The 26,283-nt window shown below is 58.7% G+C and carries 22 protein-coding genes; 5 read left to right on the top strand and 17 right to left on the bottom strand.

Translation table 11 applies throughout. The features are described 5' to 3' along the window. Positions 1-701 precede the first annotated feature (701 nt). The 3 genes from EPK99_RS22300 to EPK99_RS22310 form a co-directional block, all read right to left on the bottom strand. A complete protein-coding gene (locus EPK99_RS22300) occupies positions 702-1,892 on the bottom strand; it encodes a thiolase family protein (protein ID WP_425374233.1) in 1,191 nt (396 codons plus the stop codon). A 64-nt stretch (positions 1,893-1,956) separates the two neighbouring features. After that, a complete protein-coding gene (locus EPK99_RS22305) occupies positions 1,957-2,619 on the bottom strand; it encodes a 3-oxoacid CoA-transferase subunit B (RefSeq protein WP_128445314.1) in 663 nt (220 codons plus the stop codon). Continuing rightward, positions 2,619-3,341: a CoA transferase subunit A gene (locus EPK99_RS22310; RefSeq protein WP_128445315.1), complete on the bottom strand. Its 723-nt coding sequence runs from the start codon at positions 3,339-3,341 to the stop codon at positions 2,619-2,621. The genes EPK99_RS22305 and EPK99_RS22310 overlap by 1 nt, the downstream gene beginning before the upstream one ends. 172 nt (positions 3,342-3,513) lie before the next feature. Between EPK99_RS22310 and EPK99_RS22315 the strand changes: the two genes are divergently transcribed. Next, positions 3,514-4,083: a PAS and helix-turn-helix domain-containing protein gene (locus tag EPK99_RS22315; RefSeq protein ID WP_128445316.1), complete on the top strand. Its 570-nt coding sequence runs from the start codon at positions 3,514-3,516 to the stop codon at positions 4,081-4,083. Positions 4,084-4,117: 34 nt separating this feature from the next. Here EPK99_RS22315 and EPK99_RS22320 read toward each other — a convergent pair whose 3' ends face one another. From EPK99_RS22320 to EPK99_RS22360, 9 genes are all read right to left on the bottom strand, one after another. Beyond that, the gene (locus tag EPK99_RS22320; protein WP_128445317.1) at positions 4,118-5,179 is read right to left on the bottom strand and encodes an enoyl-CoA hydratase/isomerase family protein; all 1,062 of its coding nucleotides are present in this window, start codon (positions 5,177-5,179) and stop codon (positions 4,118-4,120) included. Between the two features lie 44 nt (positions 5,180-5,223). Then, positions 5,224-6,486: a glycerate kinase type-2 family protein gene (locus EPK99_RS22325; protein WP_128445318.1), complete on the bottom strand. Its 1,263-nt coding sequence runs from the start codon at positions 6,484-6,486 to the stop codon at positions 5,224-5,226. Between the two features lie 162 nt (positions 6,487-6,648). Continuing rightward, the gene (locus EPK99_RS22330) at positions 6,649-7,527 is read right to left on the bottom strand and encodes an SMP-30/gluconolactonase/LRE family protein (RefSeq protein WP_128445319.1); all 879 of its coding nucleotides are present in this window, start codon (positions 7,525-7,527) and stop codon (positions 6,649-6,651) included. Positions 7,528-7,609: 82 nt separating this feature from the next. Next, positions 7,610-8,542 carry a 3,5-dioxohexanoate:acetyl-CoA acetone transferase gene (gene kce / locus EPK99_RS22335; protein WP_128445320.1) on the bottom strand — a complete coding sequence of 311 codons (933 nt, stop codon included), beginning with the start codon at positions 8,540-8,542 and terminating at the stop codon, positions 7,610-7,612. A gap of 16 nt (positions 8,543-8,558) precedes the next feature. Then, the gene (locus tag EPK99_RS22340; RefSeq protein WP_128445321.1) at positions 8,559-9,521 is read right to left on the bottom strand and encodes a 3-hydroxyacyl-CoA dehydrogenase; all 963 of its coding nucleotides are present in this window, start codon (positions 9,519-9,521) and stop codon (positions 8,559-8,561) included. Next, on the bottom strand, positions 9,521-10,327 hold the full coding sequence (locus tag EPK99_RS22345) for an SDR family oxidoreductase (protein ID WP_128445322.1): 807 nt from the start codon (positions 10,325-10,327) through the stop codon (positions 9,521-9,523). Before EPK99_RS22345 ends, EPK99_RS22340 begins: the two co-directional genes overlap by 1 nt. Before the next feature lies 1 nt (position 10,328). Beyond that, a complete protein-coding gene (locus tag EPK99_RS22350; RefSeq protein WP_128445323.1) occupies positions 10,329-12,425 on the bottom strand; it encodes an ABC transporter permease in 2,097 nt (698 codons plus the stop codon). Then, positions 12,422-13,996 (bottom strand): sugar ABC transporter ATP-binding protein, encoded by a 1,575-nt coding sequence (locus tag EPK99_RS22355; protein WP_128445324.1) that lies wholly within the window; start codon positions 13,994-13,996, stop codon positions 12,422-12,424. Before EPK99_RS22355 ends, EPK99_RS22350 begins: the two co-directional genes overlap by 4 nt. Positions 13,997-14,055: 59 nt before the next feature. Next, entirely contained in the window at positions 14,056-15,171 is a 1,116-nt protein-coding gene (locus EPK99_RS22360; RefSeq protein WP_128445325.1) for a sugar ABC transporter substrate-binding protein, read from the bottom strand. Between the two features lie 154 nt (positions 15,172-15,325). Here EPK99_RS22360 and EPK99_RS22365 point away from each other — a divergent pair, with 154 nt between their 5' ends. Then, complete coding sequence (locus EPK99_RS22365; protein WP_128445326.1) at positions 15,326-15,988, top strand: GntR family transcriptional regulator; 663 nt, start codon at positions 15,326-15,328, stop codon at positions 15,986-15,988. A gap of 714 nt (positions 15,989-16,702) precedes the next feature. Then, positions 16,703-18,922 carry a methyl-accepting chemotaxis protein gene (locus EPK99_RS22370; protein ID WP_245582533.1) on the top strand — a complete coding sequence of 740 codons (2,220 nt, stop codon included), beginning with the start codon at positions 16,703-16,705 and terminating at the stop codon, positions 18,920-18,922. Between the two features lie 219 nt (positions 18,923-19,141). Here EPK99_RS22370 and EPK99_RS22375 read toward each other — a convergent pair whose 3' ends face one another. The 4 genes from EPK99_RS22375 to EPK99_RS22390 all read right to left on the bottom strand — a co-directional run bounded on the left by EPK99_RS22375 (position 19,142) and on the right by EPK99_RS22390 (position 22,511). Further along, positions 19,142-20,104: an alpha/beta hydrolase gene (locus EPK99_RS22375; protein WP_164901849.1), complete on the bottom strand. Its 963-nt coding sequence runs from the start codon at positions 20,102-20,104 to the stop codon at positions 19,142-19,144. Between the two features lie 110 nt (positions 20,105-20,214). After that, positions 20,215-21,282 (bottom strand): alkene reductase, encoded by a 1,068-nt coding sequence (locus tag EPK99_RS22380; protein WP_128445328.1) that lies wholly within the window; start codon positions 21,280-21,282, stop codon positions 20,215-20,217. Between the two features lie 155 nt (positions 21,283-21,437). Next, positions 21,438-21,827 carry a nuclear transport factor 2 family protein gene (locus EPK99_RS22385; protein WP_128445329.1) on the bottom strand — a complete coding sequence of 130 codons (390 nt, stop codon included), beginning with the start codon at positions 21,825-21,827 and terminating at the stop codon, positions 21,438-21,440. A gap of 84 nt (positions 21,828-21,911) precedes the next feature. Next, the gene (locus EPK99_RS22390) at positions 21,912-22,511 is read right to left on the bottom strand and encodes an NADPH-dependent F420 reductase (protein WP_128445330.1); all 600 of its coding nucleotides are present in this window, start codon (positions 22,509-22,511) and stop codon (positions 21,912-21,914) included. A gap of 120 nt (positions 22,512-22,631) precedes the next feature. Here EPK99_RS22390 and EPK99_RS22395 point away from each other — a divergent pair, with 120 nt between their 5' ends. Then, positions 22,632-23,579, top strand: coding sequence for a LysR family transcriptional regulator (locus EPK99_RS22395; protein ID WP_128445331.1), 948 nt, complete (start codon positions 22,632-22,634; stop codon positions 23,577-23,579). Positions 23,580-24,243: 664 nt separating this feature from the next. Here the strand turns inward: EPK99_RS22395 and EPK99_RS22400 are convergent. Next, positions 24,244-25,185 carry a LysR family transcriptional regulator gene (locus tag EPK99_RS22400; RefSeq protein WP_205909131.1) on the bottom strand — a complete coding sequence of 314 codons (942 nt, stop codon included), beginning with the start codon at positions 25,183-25,185 and terminating at the stop codon, positions 24,244-24,246. A gap of 169 nt (positions 25,186-25,354) precedes the next feature. On the opposite strand from EPK99_RS22400, the gene EPK99_RS22405 reads away from it, so the two are divergent. Next, positions 25,355-26,269, top strand: a complete 915-nt coding sequence (locus tag EPK99_RS22405; protein ID WP_128445333.1) for a pirin family protein — start codon at positions 25,355-25,357, stop codon at positions 26,267-26,269. The last annotated feature ends 14 nt before the right edge of the window (positions 26,270-26,283 follow it).

Genomic DNA, 26,283 nt, shown 5'->3' on the forward strand with positions numbered 1-26,283 from the left:
TCATGGTCTCGACCAGGCTGAAGATCGTCATCCTTGCTCCCAACGTTGGCTTTGACCAGTGCGTCGAGAGGCGAGGCTGTCGCATCTCTAACTGGCCCAACTGTCGCATTACTAAATAGCCGCTACATATGACGTATCGCATAATCCTTTTTATGGAACTCTGTCTGCATTGGAGCGTGGAAAAAATGACAACGTCGTCGACATCCCGCCGCCCGACGCTTCAGTGTTCGCCGGCGCTCCGCAAGTAGCTCAATCGGAAATACTATTTCCGTCTTATCCCGAGCAGCCAGTTTTATCTGATACGAACCATCGGGTTGGCCGATACGAGGGCGTGGCGCCACGGTGGACCGGGAGATACGTCCCCGATATAAACTGCACAATGAAGGGGCTTCTTCCTGCCGCTAAAACGGACGCACTCCGCGGTTATGAAACCATGGGATGGCCACTGTAATATTTTGTGGGACACGGTTTCGCGGTCATAGCCGAAACCATGCCGTTCACACAGTCCCATGAGCCAAAAGCTATGCAAGGGGATCGGAGGGGTGTCGCCAGGGTTTACTGGTTTCAGAGCGTGCAATCGAGGCCGATTGAAGATTGAGAAATTGGCAGCATGCGTGGTGTTAGCAAGTATTACTTCTTTACACATTCACCAAAAATCAAACTCGCCCGCAGGTATGTCCAAGCATGGCGCACCATGTGCTTTAACTGCTCCCTTCGATTGCTTCGAATGCAAGTGCCACCCCCTGGCCACCGCCGATACACAGCGTCACGACGCCACGCCGGGCGCCGTCACGCCTCATCGCGTGGAGAAGACGGGTGGTCAGGATTGCGCCGGTAGCTCCGATGGCATGTCCATGCGCGATTGCTCCGCCATCGACATTGACGATATCTTCAGGCAATCCGAGCTCTTTCATAACAGCCAAGGGAACAGCTGCGAAGGCTTCGTTGATTTCGAACCGATCGACATCCGAGAGCGTCCATCCAGCCCGGATCAATGCAATTTGAATGGCAGGGACTGGTCCGAGGCCGAAGTAGCCTGGCTCGACAGCGGCCACGCCATAGCTCACCAAACGCGCCATCGGCTCAATTCCGCTATCCTCGGCGAATGCCCTGTCTGCAACCAACATGGCGGACGCAGCGCTGTTCAGCCCAGGCGAATTTCCTGCCGTGATCGAGCCATCTTTGCGAAAGGCGGGCCGCAGTTTGGAAAGCGTTGCCATAGACGTTTCCGGTCGTGGCGTTTCGTCCCGAGTGATCGTTTCATCGCCCTTGCGTCCCTTGATCGTGACAGCAACTATCTCACGGTCGAACAGGCCCGCCTCGCTTGCGGCAGCGAACCTTTTCTGCGATCGTTCTGCCCAGCGATCCTGGTCGTCGCGGCTGATTTGGCAACGTGTAACGAGATCCTCTGTGTGCCAGCCTGAATGCTCTCCAGAAAAGGCGTCATTCAGCCCGTCACGAAGCATGCTGTCCAGCATGGTGGCATTTCCCATGCGATAACCCCAGCGCCCGCCGTCCACCAGATAGGGGGCGCGGTCCATGTTCTCCATTCCACCGGCAATCGCCACGTGGTGAAGACCGAGTTGAACTTCCTGGGCCGCAGAGATGATTGCCTGCGCGCCAGAACCACAGACACGATTGACCGTCTGCGCCGGAACAGAAACAGGCAATCCACTGCCGATCGCCGCCTGTCGGGCAGGGTTCATCCCGTTTCCTGCCTGAATGACGTTACCCATCACGACGGAACCAATTGTGTTTGGGTCGATGGCTGATCGAAGAAGGCTATCTCTGATCGCCGCTGCGCCCAGATCCGTCGCGGGCGTCCCTTTAAAGACACCATTGTAGTTTCCAATTGCCGTGCGCACACAACCGGCCAAAATGATTTCACGCATGATAATAACTTCTTTCTACGCTACCGACGGCGTCTCGTGCTGTTGGCCTTTGGGGCCGCTGAACTCAGGCGACGGCCGCTTGCCGTTCCAGATCGATGTCGAAGTTCGTGCCGGTCTTGGCTTTGATCTCATCGACCGTGACACCGGTAGCAAGACCGGTCAGAGTCATGCGCACCGGGCCGCGTTTCTGGATTTCGAACACGCCAAGATCAGTGATGACCAGATCCGCCACGCGCTGCCCTGTCAGCGGCAATGTACACTCGGAAAGCAGCTTCGGCTGCCCCTTGGCTTGGTGTTCCATCACGACCACAACCCTCTTGACACCGGCGACCAGGTCCATAGCGCCGCCCATGCCTTTAACCATATGTCCAGGGATCATCCAGTTCGCGAGGTCACCATTTGAGGCAATTTGCATGGCGCCGAGGATTGACAGGTCGATATGACCACCGCGGATCATGGCGAAGCTGTCGGCGCTCGAGAAGTAGCTCGTCGTCGGCAGTTCGGTGATGGTTTGCTTGCCGGCATTGATCAGGTCGGCATCCTCCTCGCCCTCATAGGGAAAAGGGCCCATTCCGAGCATGCCGTTCTCGCTCTGCAGGCGAACGTCGATCCCCTTGGGAATGAAGTTTGCGACGAGCGTCGGGATCCCTATGCCGAGATTGACGTAGAAGCCGTCCTTGAGTTCCATTGCGGCGCGCGCCGCCATCTGCTCGCGTGTCCAGGCCATCAGATTGCTCCTTCCAGCGCGACATCCCGCTTGCGCGTCGTTCGTTGCTCGATATGCTTGACGGGTACTGGAGCGTGAACGATCCCGGAGACGAAGATGCCTGACGTATGGATACGGTCGGGTTCGATCTCGCCGGCGGTCACGAGGTGCTCGACCTCGGCAACGGTCACCTTTGCAGCCGTCGCCATCACCGGATTGAAATTGCGGGCGGTCTTGCGATAGACGAGGTTGCCTTCATCGTCGCCCATATAGGCGTGGACCAGCGCGATATCGGCGACAAGTCCGCGCTCCATAATGTAATGCTCGCCGTCGAATTCCTGCACGGGCTTGCCTTCGGCAATCAAGGTTCCATAACCGGTCTTCGTGAAGAAGGCCGGGATGCCGGCGCCACCGGCGCGGATACGCTCAGCCAGTGTGCCCTGCGGGTTGAATTCGAGCTCGAGTTCGCCGGACAAGAACTGCTGCGCGAACAGCTTGTTCTCACCGACATAGGACGAGATCATCTTGCGGATCTGGCGGGTTTCGAGCAACGTGCCGAGGCCTATGCCATCGACGCCCGCATTGTTGGAAATAACCGTCAGGTTGCGCACACCGGACAAACGAACGGCCTCGATCAGGGCCTCCGGAATACCGCAGAGGCCGAAGCCACCCGCCATAATCGTCATGTCGTCGTGAAGCAAACCTGCCAGCGCCTCAATGGTGCTCGCGCGAACTTTATCCATCCCATCCTCCCGAAAGGCGGGCGCAGTCTCACGCCCTGTGTCGCAACATTAGAGGGTGGTCGACAAAACGTGGGAGTGGTATAAATACTGCACTTGATCAAGAGAATGTTCCGGGGAGGTTTGATTGGAGACTGGATCCCTTCGCTTCACGATTTCGGACATGCCAGTGCCGATGGCCTACGCGACCCATCGCATCATCCGAGACTGCAATGTTGCGTTTGCCGATCTGTTTGAACGCCAACGCGATGAGATCATCGATCGAAGCTTTGCGCGCCTTTACCCCCGCGTTTCGGATTTCGTTCGCATTGGCGAGATGTGGGTCGTGCATCTGTCAGGATGCCGGAGATATTACGACGAGCGGATCATGAAAACCGCCGGTGGGCGTCGTTTCTGGTGTGCCGTGAACGGCCGGAGCCGTACGCCAGATAATCCATTTGCTGAAGCAGTCTATTGTTTTCAACCTATGGTCCGGCCAGTCGATGACAACCAATCCATTCTGAGTGATCGGCGGCGGCAAATCCTCACCATGGTGTCTCAAGGAAAAACCAATAGCGATATCGCCTTGGAACTGGCGCTTTCCAAGCGGACCATCGAGGCGCATCGCGCGCGAATTATGCAGAAGATCGGAGTACGGAACACCGCGGAACTCATCGCCTGGTTCTTGAGGCAGCCCCAGCATTCTTACGCGGCAAATCTTGAGAGCGGCTCAGCGTCTCCGGGACGAGTGCCGTTCCTCATTTGATAGCCAACGCCGGCTGGACACAGTCGAGGAGGATTTAAAAGAGCAGTTCAACTTCGGCTTGGCGAAAGAATGGTGCAATCAATTCATCAGTGACCTCTTCGATGAGGTCGGGCGACCACCGAGGATTTCGATCTTTGTCGATGACGGCCGCTCGAACTCCCTCGTAAAAATCCGGCTCCTTGATCACCTGCCGGCAGGCATTCAATTCCCGGCCAAGGCATTCGGCAAGGCTTTGGCTCCTGGCCCCTTCCCGAAGCAGCTTGAGTGTAACCTTCAGGCTTTTTGGCGACCGCGAGGACAAAGCGCGAACCGTATCATCCGCGAAGCTACTGTCTTCTTTTGCAAGTGCCCCCAAAATTTCTTCCACTTTGTCGAAGGAGAATGTGCGATCAATCAAAGCGTGGTTTTCTCGAACGGGGCCTAGCAATGGCTCAACGGCATACTCTCTCAACAATACGTCGCACGATCCAGACCCGCTACTGAGTGGAAGTTCTGCCAACCTAGCAAGGATCTCCGGTAGCCGGACAGACTCGACCTTAATATCGGCAAAGCCCGTGTAAAGCGCGTCGTCCGCGTTGATCTCGAGACCGGTCAAGCCAATCCAAGAGCCCGTCTCCCCGGGCATGCACGGTAGGAACCAGCTCGCGCCCACATCGGGAAAATAGCCGATCGCCGTCTCAGGCATAGCAAGGCGTGTCCGCTCCGTTACCAACCTGTGCCGCCCGTGCGCGGAAATTCCGACGCCGCCGCCCATGGTTATACCATCCATGAAGGCGATGTAGGGTTTGGGGTAACGCCCTATCCGGTAGGTCAGCGCGAATTCCTCGCGCCAGAATATTTCCGCGTCTGGTGTTCCCGCCCGTCCGCTCTCATAGAGAGCCCGTATATCGCCGCCCGCGCAAAAACCACGCTCGCCCTCCCCGAGAATAACGACCGTCGCGATTTCCATATCATGTTCGAACGCATCGAGTGCCGAACTGATCGCTCTTACCATCCCTATGGTTAGGCTATTGAGGGCGCGAGGGCGATTGAGCCGGATGATGCCGGCGGAACCGCGTCGTTCGATGTCGATATGGTCGTCGGGAGTGATCAGCATTTCCGCCTCTCCGTGGGTATTGTCTGGTAACGCGACGGAAGGAGCTAGCGCACCAGGATCGCTCTGAAGTCGTTTACATTTGTGCCAGTCGGGCCAGTCTCGAAGAGATCTCCGATCGCCGCAAATCCTAAGTAGCTGTCGTTGCCGTCAAGAAGACGGCGTGGATCCAGTCCCATAGCTCTGATCCGCTTCACTGTCCCACCATCTGCGAAAGCCCCTGCATTGTTTTCCGATCCATCGATGCCGTCCGTATCCGCCGCGAGAACATCGATCTCGTAGCCGTCGATTGCCATCGCCATGGCGAGTGCAAACTCACCGTTTCTGCCGCCCTTGCCGCCCTTGTTTCTGAGGGTGACAGTTGTTTCACCTCCCGAGAGAAGGACGACAGGTTTGCTGAAAGGGCGGTTGCGCGCCTCGATCTCCCGGGCGATGGCCGCAAGCACAAGAGCCACGTCGCGCGCTTCGCCTTCGATGGAATCCGATAAGATGACGGCTTCGACGCCCTGTCGCCGTGCCATTCTGGCTGCCGCCTCAAGGGATACGCCAGCAGACGCCACAATGTGATGGCGATTGTTCACGAACACCGGATCATCCACAAGGGGAGCGTCCGCTGCTTCGGAATGCAGGTGCTCAATGGCCGCCCGCGGCAGTTTCAATGCATATTGTGCGGCGATTTTAATGGCATCATGGCGCGTTGAACGGTCCGGTATCGTTGGGCCGGATGCCACATGAGCGGGGTTATCTCCAGGAATATCCGACACGATCAGGCTTAAGACGCGCGCTTGCGTGGACGCAGCGAGACGTCCTCCCTTAATTGTGGAGAGATGTTTGCGGACGACGTTCATTGCAGATATAGGGGCACCCGAGGCAAGCAAAGCCTCATTGACGGCAATCTCGTGGTCAAGGGTCATACCCGCCGGCGGCGCAGGAAGAAGCGCCGATCCTCCACCGCAGATCAGAGCTATCACGAGATCGTCCTTCGACAAATCACGAACCGTATCCAGAAGGCGACGGGACGCGACGAAGCCCGCGGCGTCGGGGACCGGATGCGACGCCTCGATGATATCGATGTTCCTCGTCTCGCACCCATAGCCGTAGCGCGTGACGACCACGCCTTCCAGCTTGCCATCCCAGACAGTCTCCAAAGCTTTGGCCATCTGGGCTGCGCCCTTTCCGGCGCCAATGACAATCGTCCGACCTTTCGGCTTTTCGGGGAGATTCGATCTGATGCCTGTTACCGGATCGGCCGCGCGCACCGCCTCGTCAAACAGAGAGGCAAGGAAGTCACGGGAGGTGGATATCGTCATGGACTACTCTTGTTTTTATAAGCAACCGTCAGATCGGTCTATATTCAGTCATGGTGTTCGCTGCGTCGGTATACCCGTCGCAGCGCAAACGCTTCGGCTTCCTCGCCGTCCGGAATTTTCCCTCGTGCCGACATTCGCACCGAAAGTGCCAGAATTTTCCATTCAGCTTCCGAACCTGGGCTCCTCGACGCCTCTCACGCCCAGTCCGTGGATTGCAAAGAGGCTGCCGCGAAGTTGGCCATCGTCCGGGAAGCGCGGAAGTGGTGGTTTTGACATCGATGTCACATAGAGAATATCGAGTTCAGGGCCGCCAAACATGACGCTCGTAACCTTCTTCACCGGCATATCGACGATGCGATCGACAGAGCCGTCCGGCGCGTATCGGACAAGTCGGCCGTCATAAACCAGCGCATTCCAGAGGAACCCTTCCGCATCGACAGTCGAGCCGTCGGCCGCCCCGCCCCTACTCGTATCGACCTTGGCGAACGTTCGTCTGTTGGCGATCGATCCCGTCTCGATATCGTAATCATAGGCCCAGATTTGACCCGACCATGTGTCGTTGAAGTAAAGCGTCAGATCGTCAGGGCTGAAACAGGGGCCGTTCGAGCAGATGATGCCGCTGTCGATCTTTGTGACGCTGAAATCCGGATCAAGACGATAGAGCCCGCCATTCGGACCCTCTTCCTTCGTATCCATCGAGCCCGCTATAAAACGGCCACGACGATCCACTTTTCCATCGTTCAGGCGGTTGGCCGGTGCATCCGGCTCAGGGTCATGGATCAGTTCGACGTCGCCGGTCTTGAAATCGAGCGTGTGAAAGCCGCGCTGCAGCGATACTATGGCCCCCTCGCCGTCCTTGCGGATCGCCATCGAACCGATCTTCTGTGTGACGTCCCACGCCCGTAACTCGCGACCGTCCATCGTCGAGCGGAACACCCGTCCGTCAAAGCTGTCGATCCAATAAAGACGTTCCTGGGTTACGTCCCAAAGCGGCCCCTCGCCCAGCGTCGTCTTAACATCGAGCACGACTTCGATTCTCATGTCTTTTCCTCCCAAAGTGTAATTTCAGTCGAAAGGGCGGCGAACCTCCGCGCTGCCCTTCGAGATAAACAGGCCGTAGCGATCAGAAATTGACCTCTGATCCGCCCTTCAAGGACAGGATTTCCCGCGCCTCGTCGGGGGTCGCGACGGACAGTCCCATGCCTTCAATGATTTTGCGAACCAAGGTGACCTGTTCGGCATTCGTTTCCGCAAGCTTGCCCTTGCCGGCCCAGATGCTGTCTTCGATGCCGACGCGAACATTCCCGCCGAGTGCGGCGGCTTGAGCCGCGATGCGGAGCTGACTGGAGCCGGCTCCCAGCACGGACCAACGATAATCGGATCCAAACAGCCTGTCGGCGGTCCGCTTCATGTGCTGGACGTCTTCGGGATGTGTTCCGGTTCCACCGAGCAGCCCGAAAACGGATTGCACGAAGAACGGCGCCTTCACCAATCCGCGATCGGCGAAGTGTGCGAGATTGTACAGGTGGGATGTGTCGTAGCACTCGAATTCGAAACGGGTACCGTTATCGTAGCAGGTCTCGAGGACATACTCGATATCTTTGAACGAATTGCGGAATACCAGATCTCTTGAAGCCTCGAGCTGCGGCTTTTCCCAATCAAACTTGAAGGTTTTGTATTTGTCGGCGAGGTGGAAAAGACCGAAATTCATCGAGCCCATGTTCAGCGAAGCGACCTCCGGCTTGAACTGCGCGGCCGGAAGGACGCGCTCCTCCACCTTCATGAACGGGCTGCCGCCGGTGGTAATGTTGAGTACCGCGTTGGTGTTTTGCTTGATGCGGGACAGGAATTTGGCGAAACCTTCGGGCGACTGATCCGGTTTTCCATTTTCAGGATTGCGGGCATGAAGGTGCAGGATAGATGCGCCGGCCTCAGCTGCGCCGAGCGCCGCCGCCGTGATCTCGTCGGGTGTGATCGGCAGATAGGGCGTCATGGTTGGCGTATGGATAGCGCCGGTGACAGCACAAGTGATGATGACTTTTCCGTTTGTTGCCATAGCAGGGCTTTTCCTTTTAGCGTGACAGCTCTTTGTCGACTTCGGATTTGTGGGCGCGCAGCCGCATCAGGCGGCGGTCGCGCCAGACCTGACGGTCGGCCAGATCGCTTTCGGGAAGTAGGCGGCGGCGGGATTGCAGAACGTCCCGCAAAACCGGGCCGTCCCAAGCGACGCGTTCGCGCATCTGTTCGAACAGTTCGCTGTACATCGGCTGATAACGCTGGATATAGTCGGCGATACCCCCCGGCGCATTCAGATCGATCGTCTCAAACGGGCCGATGAAAGACCATCGCAAGGCAAGGCCATCGGCGATCCCACGATCGACGTCTTCAGCGGACGCGTAGCCGTTGGCGACGAGGCGAAATGCTTCTTCGAGAAGGGCTCCCTGCAGGCGGTTCATGATGAAGCCGTCCACCTCTTTCTTCATTATGATGGGAACTTGACCGACGCTGGTGAGAAAGAGTTCCGCCGCCGTCATGATTTCCGGCGCCGTCCACGAGGCGGGAACAACCTCGACTGCTGGAATGAGATAGGGTGGATTGATGGGATGCGCGACCAGGCATCGGTGCTTGCCTTTCAAATCTTCCGAAATCGCTGACGGAAGAAGCGCCGAGCTCGAGCTTGCCAGAATGGCATCGGGATGACTGAGTTCGTCCAGGCGCGCAAATAGCGCGCGCTTGACATCGATTTTCTCTGGCCCGCATTCCTGCACCCAACCGCTGCCATTCAAAGCTTCCTCCAACGTCGTGCATGCGGTGATCAGCACGAGGACATCGGCTGGGAGCCGGCCATCGAGAAGGTCATTTTCCGCAAGATCATCGAGTATGGTCGCAATGAACTCCTTGGCGCGGCGGCAAGCCCCGGCATCCGGATCCCAAAGGTTCACATGTCGTCCGGTGCGTGCGAATGTGATTGCCCATGCCCGTCCAATCAATCCGACGCCTATGACGGCGATTTTGAGTTCCGCTGATGGTGTCATCACAGGGTCTCGACATTTCCATCGACGCCAATCGACTGACCGGAAATGTTGCGCCCGCCGTTGGATAGTAGAAACGCAACCGTCTCCGCCACATCTTCCGGCGTCACCATCCGACGCATCGAAACGCGCTCGAGATAGCGGGTTTCCATCTCGGCATATTCGATGCCAACCTGCGCCGCGCGATCCTTGATCACCCCTTCCATTCTCGCTCCAGCCACGATGCCGGGCAGGATCGCATTGACGCGGATGTTGTGGGGGCCTAGCTCTTTGGCAAGGCTCTGCGTGAAGCCTATGACGCCGAATTTGGCGGCTGAATACGGTGTGCGGTAAGCATAGCCGTGCCGCCCCGCAGCTGACGACATGTTAACGATCGCGCCGCCGCCAGCCGCCTTGATAGCGGGAACGGCGTAATGCGTGCAGAGAAATTGGCCAGTCAGGCCGATTTCCACGCAACGCCGCCAATCCGACGGAGAAATATCCTCGACGCCGCCCGTTGGCCCAGCAATGCCTGCATTGTTGATCAGTGCGTCCAAACCGCCGAAGTTGTGCCCGGCCGACGTAAAAAATGCTTCTACTTCCGCCTCACTCGAAACGTCAGCCTTGGCGACCAGCGCGTCTGGCATATCGTGCCGGGCAGTATCAAGGGCGCTGTCTGACACGTCGAACAGGGCGACACGGCAACCGTGGGCGTAAAGCAGCTTGGAAATCGCAAGCCCAATGCCTCCAGCACCTGCCGAAATTGCCACACGCTGGCCTTTAAGTCCTGGGAGAAGGTCGGGGAGAAGGGATGTCTGTGGAACGTTCATTTTAATTGGTCCTTTCGCGAAGAGCGACGACGGCGGCCAAAACGACGCAGCCGAAGATGATGGCCCGGAAGGCATAGGGAAGTGATGTTCCGGCCAGTAAGGTCTGTAGGGCCGTCAGGAGAAGCGCGCCGCCGACCATGCCGAGATAATGGCCTCTACCACCGGTGATCAATGCACCGCCGACAACAACGACGGCGATCGACGGAAGAAGATAGTCATCCCCCATGCCAAGGCTTGCCTGGCCTGAAAAGCCCGTCAGCAGGATGCCGACCACACCGGCGCAGACCGCCGACAGCATATAGACGAGGATGGTGACGCGGCCGGTGCGGACGCCTGACAGGCGGGCCGCATCGACGCTGTTACCAAGCGCGTAGACGCGGCGGCCGAAGGTCGTCCTCCCCAGAAGAAGGACGCCGCCAGCAACGAACAAAACCAGCGCGTAGATAACTGGTGTCACACCGAGCAGATGGCCGGTCATGAACCACCGCAAGCCTGAAGACGCAAAGCCCGAAGGCGTTCCGTTCGAATAGAGCAGGGCAATTCCCTGCAGGATACCGTTCATGGCAAGGGTCACAAGAATCGGCGAGAGCCCAAGGACGACGACACCGAACCCGTTCAGAAACCCGAACAGGGCCGCCATCGCGAGCACCATCGGCACGGCATATATGAGCGCTGCGTCTGAGCCCTGCACGACACCGGCCAGCATGACGCCCGACAGCCCGATCATCCAAGGAACCGACAAGTCCAACCCGCCCGTCAGGATCACTGATCCCTGCCCCAACGCCAGGATCGCAAGAAATGTCGAAAGCACCAGCAGGGAATTCCAATAGTTCCAATTCCCGAAGACGCTGCCCAACACAAGCTGGGTGGCTATCAGCACAAGCACGAGACATGCATAGGCCGGCACCGCGTAACGGAGTGTTTCGGCATGCTGCTTGAGGAAGGCAGGCCGCGCGGCAGGCTCCGCCACACTGGGGTTGCTCCGCGTGACGAAAGCCAGCCGCCGGTCGGTCTGTTCCCGCTGCGAGACGAGGTTCCCCGCCCGCCACGCGGAAATCGTTGCCGCAGCACCCTTGATTTGCTCGGTGAACACGGAATGACGCGACACGGAAGACAAGAGAACCGCGCAGATCAGTACGATGCCCTCGGCAATGGTGGAGAAATAGGCTGAGACGTTGAGCGCAAGCAGGATGTTGACGATGATCATCAGCACGAGGGCACCGAAGATCGTGCCGACCGGACCGCCCTTGCCGCCGCCGAGCCGGGTACCCCCGATGACGACCGCAGCAAAGATCGACAGCAGTAGAGGATTGCCGACTGTCGGATCGCCCGAACCGGTCTGCGCGCTGACGAAGACGCCCGCCATTCCGTAGAACCCACCGGCCAGAACATAGGTCGCGAACCGAACCAAAGGGACGCGCACGCCAACGGCGGCGGCCGATGCCCGGTCGCTGCCGACCGCGTAGAGCGCCACGCCGTAAGGCGTTCTCTTCAGCCAGCCCCAGCCGAGTGCCAAAGCGGCGAGCAGCAGAAGCGCCGACGGAAGGAATTCGGGAATGGCATCGCCCATATAGAAGGTGCCGAGCGACGGAGACACGAACCCGCCCGGCTGGTTCAACACCAGAAGCGTGATGCCCTGGATGATGAACATCGTGGAGAGGGTCACCACGATGGGCTGAAGGCGGAAGATCGCGATGAACAGTCCGTTGAAAGCGCCGACGCCCATTCCGGTGGCGATGCCAACGAGGGTCCACACAAGGACAGAAGCCTCCATGTCAGCGGGGTCCATGTTGGCTGCGAGCACAGCGTTGACCAGCGAGATGACCGCGCCAGCCGACAGATCGAAGCCGCCCGAGAGAATGACCAGCGTTTGGCCGAAGGCCGCCAGGGCCAGAGGCGTGGCGCCGCTGATCAGGAACGACATGTCGAAATAGCTGATCGGACCGGGACTGATGAAGGCCTGCAGCAGCATGAGGCCGAAGAACACGATAATGGCGACGACCATGCCGCGCGCCCGGCGAATGGAGCGACCGAATACGGCTGGCATGCGACTGTTGACACCGTTAGCCACCGTATCTGTTGATAGCGAAACGTTCATGCCCGCATCCTCCCGTGTGAACTGTCCTGGGTATCGGGGCCGTCTTGGACTGCATGTCTGCCACCCAGCGCCGCCTCCATGATGGCGGTCTCCGAAATGTCGTCGCCCTGCAGTTGAAGAGCAACACGGCCCTCGTAGAGAACCGAGACGCGGTCGCAGAGATGGACCAGTTCGGGGACTTCCGTCGAATGGAAGAGAATGGCACCGCCGGCGTCGGTGAATTTCCGCATCAGCACATAGAGCTGGTGCTTGGTGCCGACATCGATGCCGCGTGTCGGATCGAACAGCAGAAGAATGCGGCTCTGCGCCAGAAACCACTTGGAGATCGCGATCTTCTGCTGGTTGCCGCCGGAAAACGATCCGGCCGCCATGTAGAGCGCCCGATCGGCAACCTCGACCGCGTTGAACACCGCGCGGGTGGCCGCCCGTTCCGCCTTGAGGTTGAGCAGCCCGTAGTGCGAGAACTGGTCGACGACCGGTAGGCTTGCATTGGCGGTCCCGTTCAACTTCAGGAACAGGCCTTCCGTTTTGCGATCCTCAGGCACGAAGCCGATGCCGATCGACGGTGAGAGCGCGTCAGCCGGCGATCCGAGGTAGACGTCCTGGCCATCGATGAGAATAGCGCCTGCCTTGGCGGGAAGCGCGCCGAAACAGGCGGAAAACAGATCGAGCTGTCCCATGCCCTGCAGGGCGGCGACGCCGTGGATCTCTCCTGGCCGCAGGGTGAGATCGACACCGGCCAGTTTCTCGCCCGCCGCCAGTTGCCGGACTTCGAGCACCGGATCGCGTCCGTTCGAGCCGGCAACGGGTCGGGGAGGAAAGGCGTTTTCGATCGAGCGCCCGATGATCTTCTCGACGACTTCGTCGTCGGTGACGTCGGCGACATTGGCGGTGACGATGTGCTTGCCGTTGCGAAGGATCGTTAGCCGGTCGCAGAACTGCCGGACTTCGGGCAGCCGGTGGGAAATGAAGACGATGGTGATGCCGGCGCGCTTTGCATTGGCGATGATCTCGCCGAGCCACAGTACGTCCTTGCCCGAAAGCGCCGAGGTCGGCTCGTCGAGTAACAACACGTCTGGCTTTCGATAGAGTGCGCGTGCGATTTCGATCTTCTGCTTTACCGACAGGTCCAGTTCGCCAGCAATCGCATTCAGATCGACATCGAGGTCTATTGCCTTGAAATGTGCCGTCACGTCGCGCCTTGCTCCGGACCGGCGCAGCATGCCGAGCGGACCGACCGGGGCAGTTGGCAGGAGCATGTTCTCCAGAACCGTGAGGTCGTCGACCAGCGTCAATTCCTGAAACGCCGTCTGAATGCCGCAGCGATGCGCATCGCGCGGCGATTTTAGGGAAACCGGCTTGCCGTTGATATACAGTGAACCGTTATCCGGCGACAAAAGCCCGGAGAGTAGTTTCATCGTGGTTGATTTACCCGCGCCGTTCTCGCCGAGCAGCGCGTGCACCGTGCCGCGTTCGATGGAGAATGTGGCATTGTCGATCGCTTTGGTCGCGCCGAACGATTTCGACACGCCCTCGATCGCCACCACGGGTGACGTCACATGGTTTGTCATGAATGCAAAACTCCGTTCCGGGAAACAGCCGGCGGCGAAAGCCGCCGGCCTCTCGTTCCTTACTCGTCAGGCTGGCCAACAAGAGCAGCCTGGAGACCGAGACCAGGAAGTTCCGACGAGTAGATCGAAGCAAACCAGCCCGGATTGGAGACAAGAGCTGGCTGGAAAACGTTGCAGCCGTTCTTGAGTTCTTCCCACTCGCCTGTCTGGCAGAGCTTGATCGTTTCATTGGTCACAAGCGGCAGAGGCAAAGTCGTGTGCTGCGGAACATCCTTTCCCTCGATCAAATCGACGGCGAGTTTCAGAGCCAAGGCACCGGAATAGGGTGGCGACGCATAGGAAATTCTTGGTGCGCCCATCGGGACATAAGGGCTGGATGCACCGTCGATCTTCGTGTCGGCGGGCAGCATCTGGATCCGGCCACCGTTCGACCCTTCGCCTGCGCATGGCAAGAGCTGCTCAGGTGTCTTTCCTGCTTCGATCTGCATCGAGTTCGCCGTGAAGCAGCCAACCTGCATCCACATACCATTGATATCGTCCCACTTCCGGGTCGACAAAAGCTTGGATAACTCGGTGCGAGCGACGGCCTGGCTCCACATGCCGACGGCCTCCCCGACGATTTTGATGTCTGGATGCTTGGCAAAAACCTCCTTGGCGGCGGCAGTGCGTGCGGTATCGACGGATGTCCCCGGCACTCCTGTCACCATGACGACGTTACCTTTGCCGCCGAGCTTGTCCACCAACCACTCCGCCGTCTTTCGACCGGCTTCAGCCTGGTCGATCGTCACGTTGTAGGCGCAGGGTTCGGTAATTTCCGCATCATAGGCGATGATCTTTACGCCCTTGGCGCAGGCCGCCTTGACCACCTGGTTGAGCGCGGTTGGGGAGATCGGATAGACGACGATTGCCTTGGCGCCTGCCTGTACCATCGCATTGATCTGCTGAATCTGGCGTTGGGCGTTCGGCCCTGCGACCTGTACCTTCAGGTCGATTTTGTCAGCGTAGCCTTTGGACGCCGCGAGGGCTTTCACCATGTTGGCCGCTTCGGCCTGCCAGTCGTTGCCGATGTAACTCATCGACAGGTAAACCTGTTGCTTCTCTGCCGCGCGCGCACCGGTCGTAAGGGCGCAGGCGACGGATAGCGCGAGCAAAGATGCTTTCATAAACGGCTTCATTTTGATCCTCCTCTTGCTGTCGGTGGGACCTCCTCGCCCCAGTCAATCCGATCAGATTTCCAAAAGATCTTAGATAATTGATCAAAAGTCAATTGGACTTTATCAAATCGGGAATATTTGTTATGAGGTATTCGCCAGAGATCAGGGAGACGAAATGCACGGAATATCGGAGCAGGTTTTGCCGCTAAGACGCGAAACGCTCGAAGACGGCGTTTACAGGCAGCTTTGCGATTTGATCCTGAGAGGGGGGATCGTTCCGGGAGAGTCTATCACGGTCGCCAGTCTGGCGGAGGCATTCAATGTCAGTCCCATGCCTGTTCGCAACGCATTGACTCGCTTGTCAAGCGCGGGTGCTCTGACGGTTTTATCCGGGAGGACGATCGGCATTCCAAAACTGACACGCGAGCGTCTGGACGAACTTTTGCGTGTAAGACTTACGGTAGAGCCGACAACGGCAGCATGGGCCGCGCAACGCACTGGTCCCTTGCATCTCGAGGGTTTGAGCAAAAGTTTTCAAGCATTGTCCGAGGGCCAACAGGCTGGCGATACGAAGCTGTACCTGCAATCGAACTATGATTTTCATTTCGAGGTCTATCGCCTCGCGCAGTCATCAATCATGCTGTCGATCATTGAGAGTCTCTGGCTGCAAATCTCACCTTATTTCCACCTTCTCCGATCGTCAGGAAACTTCCGCATATCGAACCGTCATCACGAAGATATTTTTCGGGCCATTGAAAACAACCAACCTGACCGCGCCCGTCAGGCTATGCATGGCGATATCTCCGATGCCTATGGGGCGCTCATCGAATGCCTTTGAGGTTCGGACAGCATCCTGCCGCGGCCGAATTTCGCCGCCTGCATTCCTCATCTCGCCTCGACACGGTCAAACAGCCGGGTCCCGTCTGAATCCGACAAGCAATCGACAACGTGCCTGGTCCTGTGTCGAGCGATAGAGGGCCACATGTGGCGGTAATGTCAATGTTCCTGCCGTTTTTACTGTTGGCGTACAATGACTGCGCCATTTTACTTCGCTTGAAAGGCCAGCCGGCCGCAAATTCAGCCCTAGAACTTCCCGCCGTACTGGATCGTTTAACGGCTCTACGAATGGCTCTCTATAGTCTTTGGCCCGGGATCTACCGCCCATATCGTCATTGACGCGGGATAGTGGCAAGCTTCACCGATATGGTCAGTTAGAGCGCGAAACTGCACAATGGACTGGGTTTGGCATTGACGCTGGCCGACCGTCTGAGGGACGCAGGGTGCGTATCAATGAAGTGACGCAAACACCAATGATTGGCATCACGGCTCATAGCCTCATGCTTGGGCATTTGATCGACCAATTCGGCCACCAAGAGATTGAACACAAGGCAATACAATTTTGATGAATGATATTTGATAAATTAAGGTTTGATCAGTTTTTCTCATTTATTGTTAAGTGGTGTCAAGACCAAGGTCCGTTCGAACTGTCGGCAATATCTCCAGCCGTGCCAATCATCGCCAAAGTCCGCGTCATTATTTCGAAGGGTGCATCATGAAATTCTCTATCAAGTCGGTGAATGTAAAGCTGACGTTAATTGTCTGCCTGGGTGTTTTCACCGCTACTGTACCGGCAGCTACGTACATCTGGTCCACGTCACGATCCGCGACGCTCGAGATGACCAAACAGATCATGCTGGACGAGGCAAAGCAGTCTGCATCCTTCGTCAGTTCGATCATCGCACAATATGATGGCGCCAACCGCGTGACGGCCGCACTCCTCGCTGCCCGGTACGAAGACGGGACCCTGAGTCGCGCGGCTATCGTCGGCGCGTTGCGGGCAAAGCAGGAGGCCATGCCCGAGAGCTTGAGCACATGGTTTATGGAAGAGCCAAAGGCGTTGGACGGTTCGCAGGTTCCCAACGACTCCAACTTGGTCACGAACAATGAAGGTCTGTTTTCGCCATCGTACAGTCGCAGCGACGACGGCAAACTGGTGCTATCGACTTTCGAACGTCTCGTCGATGCCGAATGGTATCGCTTGCCAACTGAAAGCGGCAAGGGGGCGCTGACTAACCCCTTTGTTTATGGCGTCGCCGTCGCCAACCCACCGTTGATTGCCGCCATCGTCTACCCCGTCAAAGCCAAAGGAAAGCTCATCGGTCTAACGGGTACGGCGGTCAATCTTTCCGGTCTTTCGGACGTGCTGCAAAAAGTGGCGCCTATGGGAACAGGGCAAGTCATGATCTTGTCCAAAAAGGGCGAGTGGGTCGTAAACCCGGACAAGTCTCTGCTTGCAAAAGGATATGGCACTGGGGAAGGCAGTACACAATTGAAGGAGGCGGTCTCCGCCAATGAAGCCCGTGTGCTGCCGGCCATGTCATGGAGCGATGGGACGCGTGTTCAGCGGGTGTTTCTGCCATTCCGCGTAGCGACATTCGATACGACCTGGGTCGCTGTCGTGGACGTTCCGCTTGAGACGATAAATGCACCGCTTCAACAACAGTTGATTGCAATGCTGGCTGGACTTGCGGCAATGATCCTCGTCATTGCCGGGATTGCCTGGGCAATTCTCTATATGGTGGGCCGTCCTATCCAGCGTTTGGCCTCGAATATGGGCGTCCTGGCAAATGGGGACCTTTCTGCGGATGTCGCGGGTGTTGACCGCCAGGATGAAATAGGGGCGATGGCCAGAGCGGTGCAAGTGTTCAAGGTGAACGGATTGCGCGCAGTTGACGTTGAACGGGAGGCGGTGGCGATCCGTAGTCTTGCCGAAAAAGATAGGGCCGATGCGGCAACCTTGGAGAGAAACCGTAGCGAGGATATGGCAAAGGCGACGACAGGTCTGGCACAGGGTCTTCAGCGTCTTGCCAATGGCGATTTGACGTATCAGCTTCGCGAGCCATTTGCGCCTGATTTTGAAAGTCTGCGCACAGACTTCAATGCCTCGATCGTCCAGCTTCGGCAAACTATTCAAGCTGTCGCAAACGCAACCGGTTCGATCGACAGCGGTTCGCGAGAACTCAGCCAAGGCGCTTTAGACTTGTCGCGCCGCACCGAACAACAGGCGGCTTCTTTGGAGGAAACGGCTGCTGCATTGGAAGAGATCACAGCAAATCTCTCCAACTCGTCCAAACGCGCGGATGATGCCCGGACAGTCGCTCGACAGTCCAACGAGTCCGCACAGCGCTCGGGCATGGTCGTGGGGGACGCCATTGCGGCTATGCATCGAATTCAGCAGTCATCCAACCAGATCTCGAACATCATTAGCGTCATCGACGAGATAGCGTTCCAGACTAATCTTCTTGCACTGAACGCCGGTGTCGAAGCTGCGCGCGCTGGTGAAGCCGGGAAAGGCTTTGCGGTCGTGGCACAAGAAGTGCGCGAGTTGGCCCAGCGGTCGGCAAAAGCCGCCAAGGAGATCAAAGGTCTTATTCAAACGTCAGCTGGAGAGGTTGAAGGCGGAGTAAGATTGGTTGCGGCCACGGGCGAGACCCTGAAGGTCATCGAGCAACATGTCGTCACCATCAACACACAATTGGACGCGATAGCGACAGCAGCAAAGGAACAGTCCATCGGACTGTCGGAAGTCAACACGGCGGTCAACCACATGGACCAGGCGACACAGCAGAATGCCGCGATGGTCGAGCAGTCTACAGCTGCCAGTGAAACGCTTGCCGCAGAGGCTGAAAAATTGCGCCTGTTGGTCGACAGATTTGTCCTGGAACCGACTTCGCGTAACTTTGCCGTCATAAATGGCAGGTTGACAGCCTAAATGACCTCGATCTCAAGGGGCCCCTAAAATGGGGTCCCTCCTCGGAGGCAACGTCTCGTGAAGTTAGCGTGGCAGCGTCGACAACATTACAAGCGGCGACGGCAGTCGTCCGACTTTTTTTTGAAAACGGCCGGCTTGCTCAGATTCCTCTGTCCCGACGCGTTCTGGCGGTGTTGCGTCTAGCGAATCTCGCTACTTTTGCCGCGCACCGTACATTCATCATCGTCGCAGATAGACGTCGAAGAATGCCGCTGCGCGCTTGATCGCGGTTTTTGACTCGGGGGCATCGGGCAAGAGGCTCTGAAAGACGTGCGGCATGCCTTCGTAGAGGTCGAGCACTGCTTCATGCCCTCCTGTCCGGATTGCCTGATAGTGACGGACGAAGTTGCTGAGGAATATCTCGCGCGTCCCGCCCTGGATGAGAGTGGGCGGGAAAGGCTTTTCATAATCGCCATAGACTGCGCTCACATAAGGATGCTCATGATCGGCAGGATCGGCATAGGCCTCGGCACACCAGGCCAGCGATTCTGGCGTCAGGGTGGGGTCGGCCTGCTTCAAGGTGTCGTAAGTGTCACCCGCCCCGCTGATGTCCGACCAAGGTGATATCAGCCAGAGCGCGCCCGGCAGGGGGATCTGCTGGTCTCGCATCTTCAACACGCTGCCGGCCGCCAGCCCGCCGCCTGCGGAATCGCCGAGAAGACCGAGCGTGCCCGGATCGCGCCCCTCCGCCAGCAACGCTTTCCAGACCGCCAGAACCTGATCGGTAACCGTCTGCCAACGGGCTCGGGGAGCCAGCGTGTAGTCGATCGATATCACCTCATTGCCAGTGGCGGCAGCGATCAACGAGGGCAGGCCGACCAGTGTTCCGGCCGAGAAATAGACGTAGGCGCCGCCATGGACATAGACGAGGAGACGTTTACCCGGCGTGTGGTCTTGCCGCGCGATTCGCACCACCGGCACGCCAGCAATGTCCTCGCGCCGGATCGTGACGCTCAACCTCTCGGCTAACTGCGCATTCGAGGGTGCGAAAGCGGCTTCCATTTGCTGATTGGCATCGTCAAAATCCGCTTGTGAGAGGGGTTTGCCCAAGGCTGGCGCCTGCTGGCTGGCGGCGTACAGATTGACCAGCGCCTCTGCCGCTTCGGGCGAGACAGTTTTAGGCACTTGAAAGCGGAGGGGCACGGAAGAAATTCCGAGTGGCTTAAGCGGCATTGCGCAATCCCTACATTTATTCCGTGACGGTCAGGCTAAATCTTCGCCCCACCACTTCGCGGCGGGGCTCGTTGGGCCGGTCAGTTGCTCAGCGCCGGATAGTCCGTATAGCCGTGTTCCTCACCCTGATAAAAAGTCGCGGGGTCCGGCTGATTGAGCGGCGCACCACTGCGGAAGCGCTCGATAAGATCTGGATTGGCCAGGAATTTGGTGCCAAAGGCGATGAGGTCGGCCGCACCATTCGTGATCGCAATCTCGGCGCTGTCAGCGTCGAAGCCGCCATTGGCAATATACGTCCCGCCGAACCTGCGCTTGAGCGCGACGTAATCGAAGTCCGGATCACCGATCTGCACGACGTGGAGATAGGCAAGCCCGTAGCTGCCCAGGGTCTCGGCCGCATGGCCGAACGTCGCGGCCGGGTCGCTGTCGCTCATCGAGAACACCGGAATCGTCGGCGACAGACGAACGCCAATGCGCTCGCCGCCGAAGACTGGGATGATCGCTTCTACGATCTCCTTGAGGAGGCGGACTCGATTTTCGACCGAACCGCCGTATGCGTCAGTCCGCTTGTTGGTGCCGTCACGCAAGAACTGATCAATAAGGTAGCCGTTCGCGCCGTGCAATTCGACGCCGTCGAAACCCGCGCGCTTGGCGCTTTCCGCGGCATGGCGGAAATCATCCACGACGCCCGGAATGTCCTCCAGGCTTAGCGCCCGTGGCGTCTCATAAGGCTGGAGCCCCATGGCCGTGTATATTTCGCCCTCGGCGGCGATCGGTGAAGGCGCAACTGGCAGGCCGCCGTCCGCCTGGATCGTCGAATGCGACAGGCGGCCGACATGCCAGAGTTGCAGGAAAATGCGCCCGCCTTCTGCATGAACCGCCTGCGTCACCTGGCTCCAGCCGGCGACTTGCGCATCGCTGAAGATGCCGGGGGTGCGCGGATAGCCCTTTCCCTCAGCCGAGATCTGCGAGCCCTCGGTGACGATCAGGCCGGCCGTCGCGCGCTGACGATAATAATCCACCGCAAGCGATGTCGGTGCGTCGCCCTCGCCGGCACGGCTGCGGGTGAGCGGCGCCATGACAGCGCGGTTGCGCAGCGTGTAGGGGCCCAATTCGATCGGCGAAAGCAGTGTCTCAGGTAGGGGCATCGGTCAGTGTCCTTTTACAGGGTGTTTCAGCATTCGGAGCCGGTCTTGCTCTCGGCTTATAAAGCGACGAAGATCAACCGGCTCACAAGAGCCGTTGGCTTTGGGCGTCAAAGAGCGTTTCACGTCACGCCGGTATTGGCAGCATTGGCTTGCAGTCAGGCCGTCATGGGATCGAGAAAGACGTAAAGCTTGGCGATCTTGCCATCCACGATTTCGACGACGTCGAGACCACTGACAACAGGCGGAGCGCCCTCGGGGCCGAAGTGCCAGCGCATGCGGCCGATACCGTGATGGCCGACGGCCGGTCCGAACGTTCCGAAGACAAAGCTCGGCGGCGCCTTCGACAGGATCGCTTCGACCGTGTGGTCGAGACCGTCATGGCCCGTCGCCTCGGCGTCCGGTTCAAAGACCGTGACCGTTTCGGCATAGAGTTCGCGGATCGCCGCGCGGCGCTTGTCTGCATCGCGCTCGGCAAAGACGCGATAAAGATGCGCTTGCATGAGACCATCGTAATCGACGATCGAACCTGTCTGTAGATTGCTCATGTTTCACCTTTTGAGATTGAATATAGATGGAAGCGGCGTTCAAGCCGCTCCCGAACAGTTTACAGGGTTTGTATTAGATGTTGATCACTGGTCGAGCTGGACCAGATTGATGATCGACAGCGGGCCGCCGGGGAACTGAACGAGGCGGCTCTGTTCCAAGCCTCCCAAGTCGATGGCGGCATATCCCACTTTGACAGCCAGTTCGCCGATCGCCTTTCTGGCATCCGCATCCTCACCGGCAACGAAGAGCACACGACGACCGCCATCGACTTTCGGATCGGCCTCGAGAACGGGCGCAACCAGATGATTGAATGCTTTCACAACGCGCGCACCGGGAGCCCACTCGGCCACGGCCTGGCTCGACGCCCGGCCACCAAGATCGACCGGCTGATAGGACGGCACTTCGACGGCATTGTTGGCATCGACCAGGATGCGGCCGTTCCACGGACCAAGATCCTTCAATGCGCCCTCGAGCCGATCCCAGTTCACCGCGAAAAAGACGATATCGGCTTGCGCCGCCTCCTTCAGGGTGACAGCCTTTGCCTTCGGGCCAAGTTCGCCGACCAGCGCCTGAAGCGTTTCCGGGCCACGGCTGTTGGCGATCGACACCTCGATCCCGTTGAGGGCAAATTTACGGGCGATGGCTGAACCGATGGCGCCGGCGCCGATGATGGATATGCTCATGATGTTTTCCTTTCAATATGAAATACCGATGTCGATGACAGGGATTTACGCCCATCCGAATGATAGTGGTAGTTGATATTGGATTGTATCTGTTTCAACCATCCGTTAGGACTGGCATCCATGGAAACACTCGCCAATCTCGAATCCTTTGTCCGAAGCGCCGAAAGCGGCAGCTTCTCACTGGCGGCGCGGCGGCTGACGCTTACGCCCGCCGCGGTCAGCCGCAACGTCGCGCAGCTCGAGCGTAATCTTGGGGTCAGGCTATTCCAGCGTAGCACGCGTGGGCTGACGCTGACCGAGGCGGGCGACCGTTTCCTGCAGTCGGTGCGCACCGGTCTCGACAGCATTCAAGGCGCGATCGCGGATGTTTCACTCAATGCGGGGCAGCCGGCGGGCATCCTCAAACTAACCGCTCCGGCCGGTTTCGGGATACAATACCTGCTGCCTCTGATGCCCGCATTTCTCGAACGCTATCCGGCGGTGATACCGGACTGGTATCTCGACAATCGGCCGCTCGATTTGATTTCCGGCGGGTTTGATGTGGCGATCGGTGGGGGCTTTGACCTGCCTGACGGCATGGTTGCTAAGGAACTGGGGCGGATTCATCTGATCGCCGTGGCATCGCCCGCATTCCTGCGAGATAGGAGCCGGCCCGAAGATCCCGCCGGGCTCGCGCACCTTCCCTGCGTGGCCATGCGCTCGCCGCTCAACCTTCGCCTGCGCACATGGGTAATGCGAAACGCCGCTGGCACGGAGATGACGGCCGTCGAGAAGCCCGTGATGATGGTCAACGATCCCGACGCGCTGTGTTCGGCGACCTTGATGGGCATCGGCGTGGGTCTGGTCGCACTCCCGCTTGCCGCCCTGCATCTGGAGAGCGGGGCATTAGAACGGTTGTTGCCAGACTGGCACGTCGATGTCGGGTCGATGTCGGTGTATTTCACAGGCCAGAAGCTGCTTCCCGCCAAGACACGCGCCTTCGTCGATTTCATCATCGATGCGTTTCGCACCCAGAAGCTGCAGCAGGTCATGCCTGCGCCACGCACCATGAACAAGGGCGCCTCGTGATCAAGGCGTAGCTCGTCGGCTTTCGAACCATAGTTCGAAAGCCGGTATTTGAGGAGCGGACCAACGGAGGTTTATGACTGCTCGTTCAATCACGATGGCCCTGAAATCCTTCACGTTGGTTCCGGTCGATCCAGGAGAAAACAGATCGTCGCTGGCGTCGAAGGCCGCAAGCTGTCGTTACGGGCGAGGAACTGAGGCACATTAAAATCCAGACCGCGCAGCCGCCTGACGGTGGTGACCTCGACAAAGCTCCGGCATATTAGCCTGATCCGGCGACGGCAAGTTCGAGAGCGAGTGCGAACTCACTGTTTCCCCTTTTACCACCTGCCCGTCGCGACATAGCCGTCGTCTTGCCGCCAAACAAAAATATGGCGGGCGCCTCTATGGGCGATTGCTGGGTGAACATTTGCCGCACCCCGGCCCTCGCCCTCAATGGATCCCGACAAGATATAAAGCGTGTCGCCATGCTCCTTTGCCACGGTGCCGCAGCGCCCGGCCAAACGACAGCCGAGGCAATCACGTGATGATCATGGCGAGCAAAGACGAGTTCTGTCTGAAGGCGCGCATCGCCCCGATGCCAATTCAGATGCGCAATAACGGAGGGCCTAAATATGCGTTGTGAATAGATCGAACACCTGTCGCCACACACCCTATAGCCTAGAGCTTAACCCATGATGGTGGGAGCGTCATTGGCTGAGGCCTTGGCCGCTCCGGGGCCAGCCTGAGCCCGCAAGCGTTCGATTAACCACACGGCCGCCGGACCGGGGGGCGTGTCCGTGCGGTGGATCGCGTGCAGCGAATAATCGCCGGGTGGCGCGTCCGGCATGTTGAGGGCGATCAACCGGCCATCGTCGATATCGTCACGGATGAAGGGCTCGGGCATATAGCCCCATCCGATCCCCGCTTTCATCAGCATGTGTTTCGAGGCGAGGTCAGCGAGCCGCCAGGTCTTGCTGCTCAGCACGGCGACCTCGCGTCCGGCGGTCAGTTGCGAGCGGTCGGTCAGAACCAGCTGGATATGGCCACGTCCAGCGCCCGGCATGTTGGCGTCTGCAAGGGCCAGCGGATGGACGGGCGCGGCTGCGGGAATTAGCCGGACGCTTCCGATTGAGACGATTTCGATTCCGTCCATCATGCAGTACGGGCCGGAGACGCCGATCATGGCGCGGCGGTCCAGGACAAGCTGCGTGACCATGCCGAGTGTCTCGACCGCAAGGTGCAGAGCCACAGTGGGGAAGGCCTCGAAAAATCCGGTAAGCGCATCAATCACCCGGTGTTCGGGAAGGAAGGTGTCCAGCACTATATGTAGTTCCGATTCGATGCCTTGCAGCAGTCCCCTGGTCTTTGCCCGCAGCGAATCCACACCGTTTGCGACCAGCCGGGCCTCGGCCAGGACCATCCGTCCGGCATCCGTCAATTGCGGTTTTCGGGTCGTCTCCCGGTCGAACAGCCGGACACCGAGCTGCGCCTCCAGATTGGCAATGGTGTAGCTGATCACAGACGTCGCGCGGTTGAGCTTTCGCGCGGCGCCGGCGAAGCTGCCAGCTTCCACCACCGTCACCAGGACGCGAAGCTGGTCAAAAGTCGGCGTTCCGGGTTCCGGGATCATGGACGCGCTCCGAGCAGGATTGATCGGCAATCTGGCACGCCGTCCTGCGTAGAACAAGACAGACTTATCGATTTTCTCGAACGTTCCGCTCGACATTATGTCGGTTTTACAGAAATGCAAGTGGCGATAGAACGACTTGCATGCATTCACCGAGAGAGATCTGGCTGTGACACTTCAATCTAGCGACGGTTCCGTCGAACAGACCATCCTTCCCGCCACACGCGACATCGGGGATTTCACCGTGCGCCGCGCATTGCCATCCGCCAAGCGGCGGATGGTCGGTCCGTTCGTGTTTCTCGACAGTTTTGGGCCGGTCGTACTGCGCCCTGGACAGGGTTCGGATACACGGCCGCATCCGCATATCGGGCTGAGTACCGTCACGTATCTGATCGATGGCGAGATCGAGCACCGGGATAGCGAACGCTACGTCCAGACAATCCGACCAGGCGAGGTCAATCTGATGACCGCCGGACGCGGCATCGTCCATTCAGAACGAAGCGGGGAGGTCAGCCGCGCCCGCACAGAAACGATGTTCGGCTTCCAGGCATGGCTCGGCCTGCCGCTTGACAAGGAAGAGACCGATCCGGGCTTCCAGCACGTCGCGGCCGCGGATATTCCAGTGATCGCCGATCACGGCGTCGAGGTTCGCCTATTGGCGGGCAGCCTCGGTGGTCGCCGTTCGCCGACAGGCATTTTCTCCGATACGCTTTACGCTGACGTTGCACTTGGCGCCGGTATGCGCTTCCCGATCGAAAGCCTGCATATCGAACGTGCCGTCTATGTCGTCAGCGGTGCCATCGAGGTGGACGGCCAGACGGGGCGGTTTGGGCAGGACGAACTCGTCGTGTTCAAGCCCGATACGGAGGTCATCCTGCGCGCCGCCGGCCCGACGCGGCTGATGCTGCTTGGTGGCGAACCGCTGGAAGGGCCGCGCCATATCTTCTGGAATTTCGTGTCGAGCCGAAAGGATCGCATCGAGCAGGCGGCGGAAGACTGGCGCGCGCGTCGCTTTCCGGGCGTGCCCGGCGACGAGGCAGAATTCATCCCGCTGCCGGACATGCCACCGCGCCCTGCCGGCTGAAATCGTCAACTCGC

Source organism: Neorhizobium lilium (assembly GCF_004053875.1).
GTDB classification, from domain to species: domain Bacteria; phylum Pseudomonadota; class Alphaproteobacteria; order Rhizobiales; family Rhizobiaceae; genus Neorhizobium; species Neorhizobium lilii.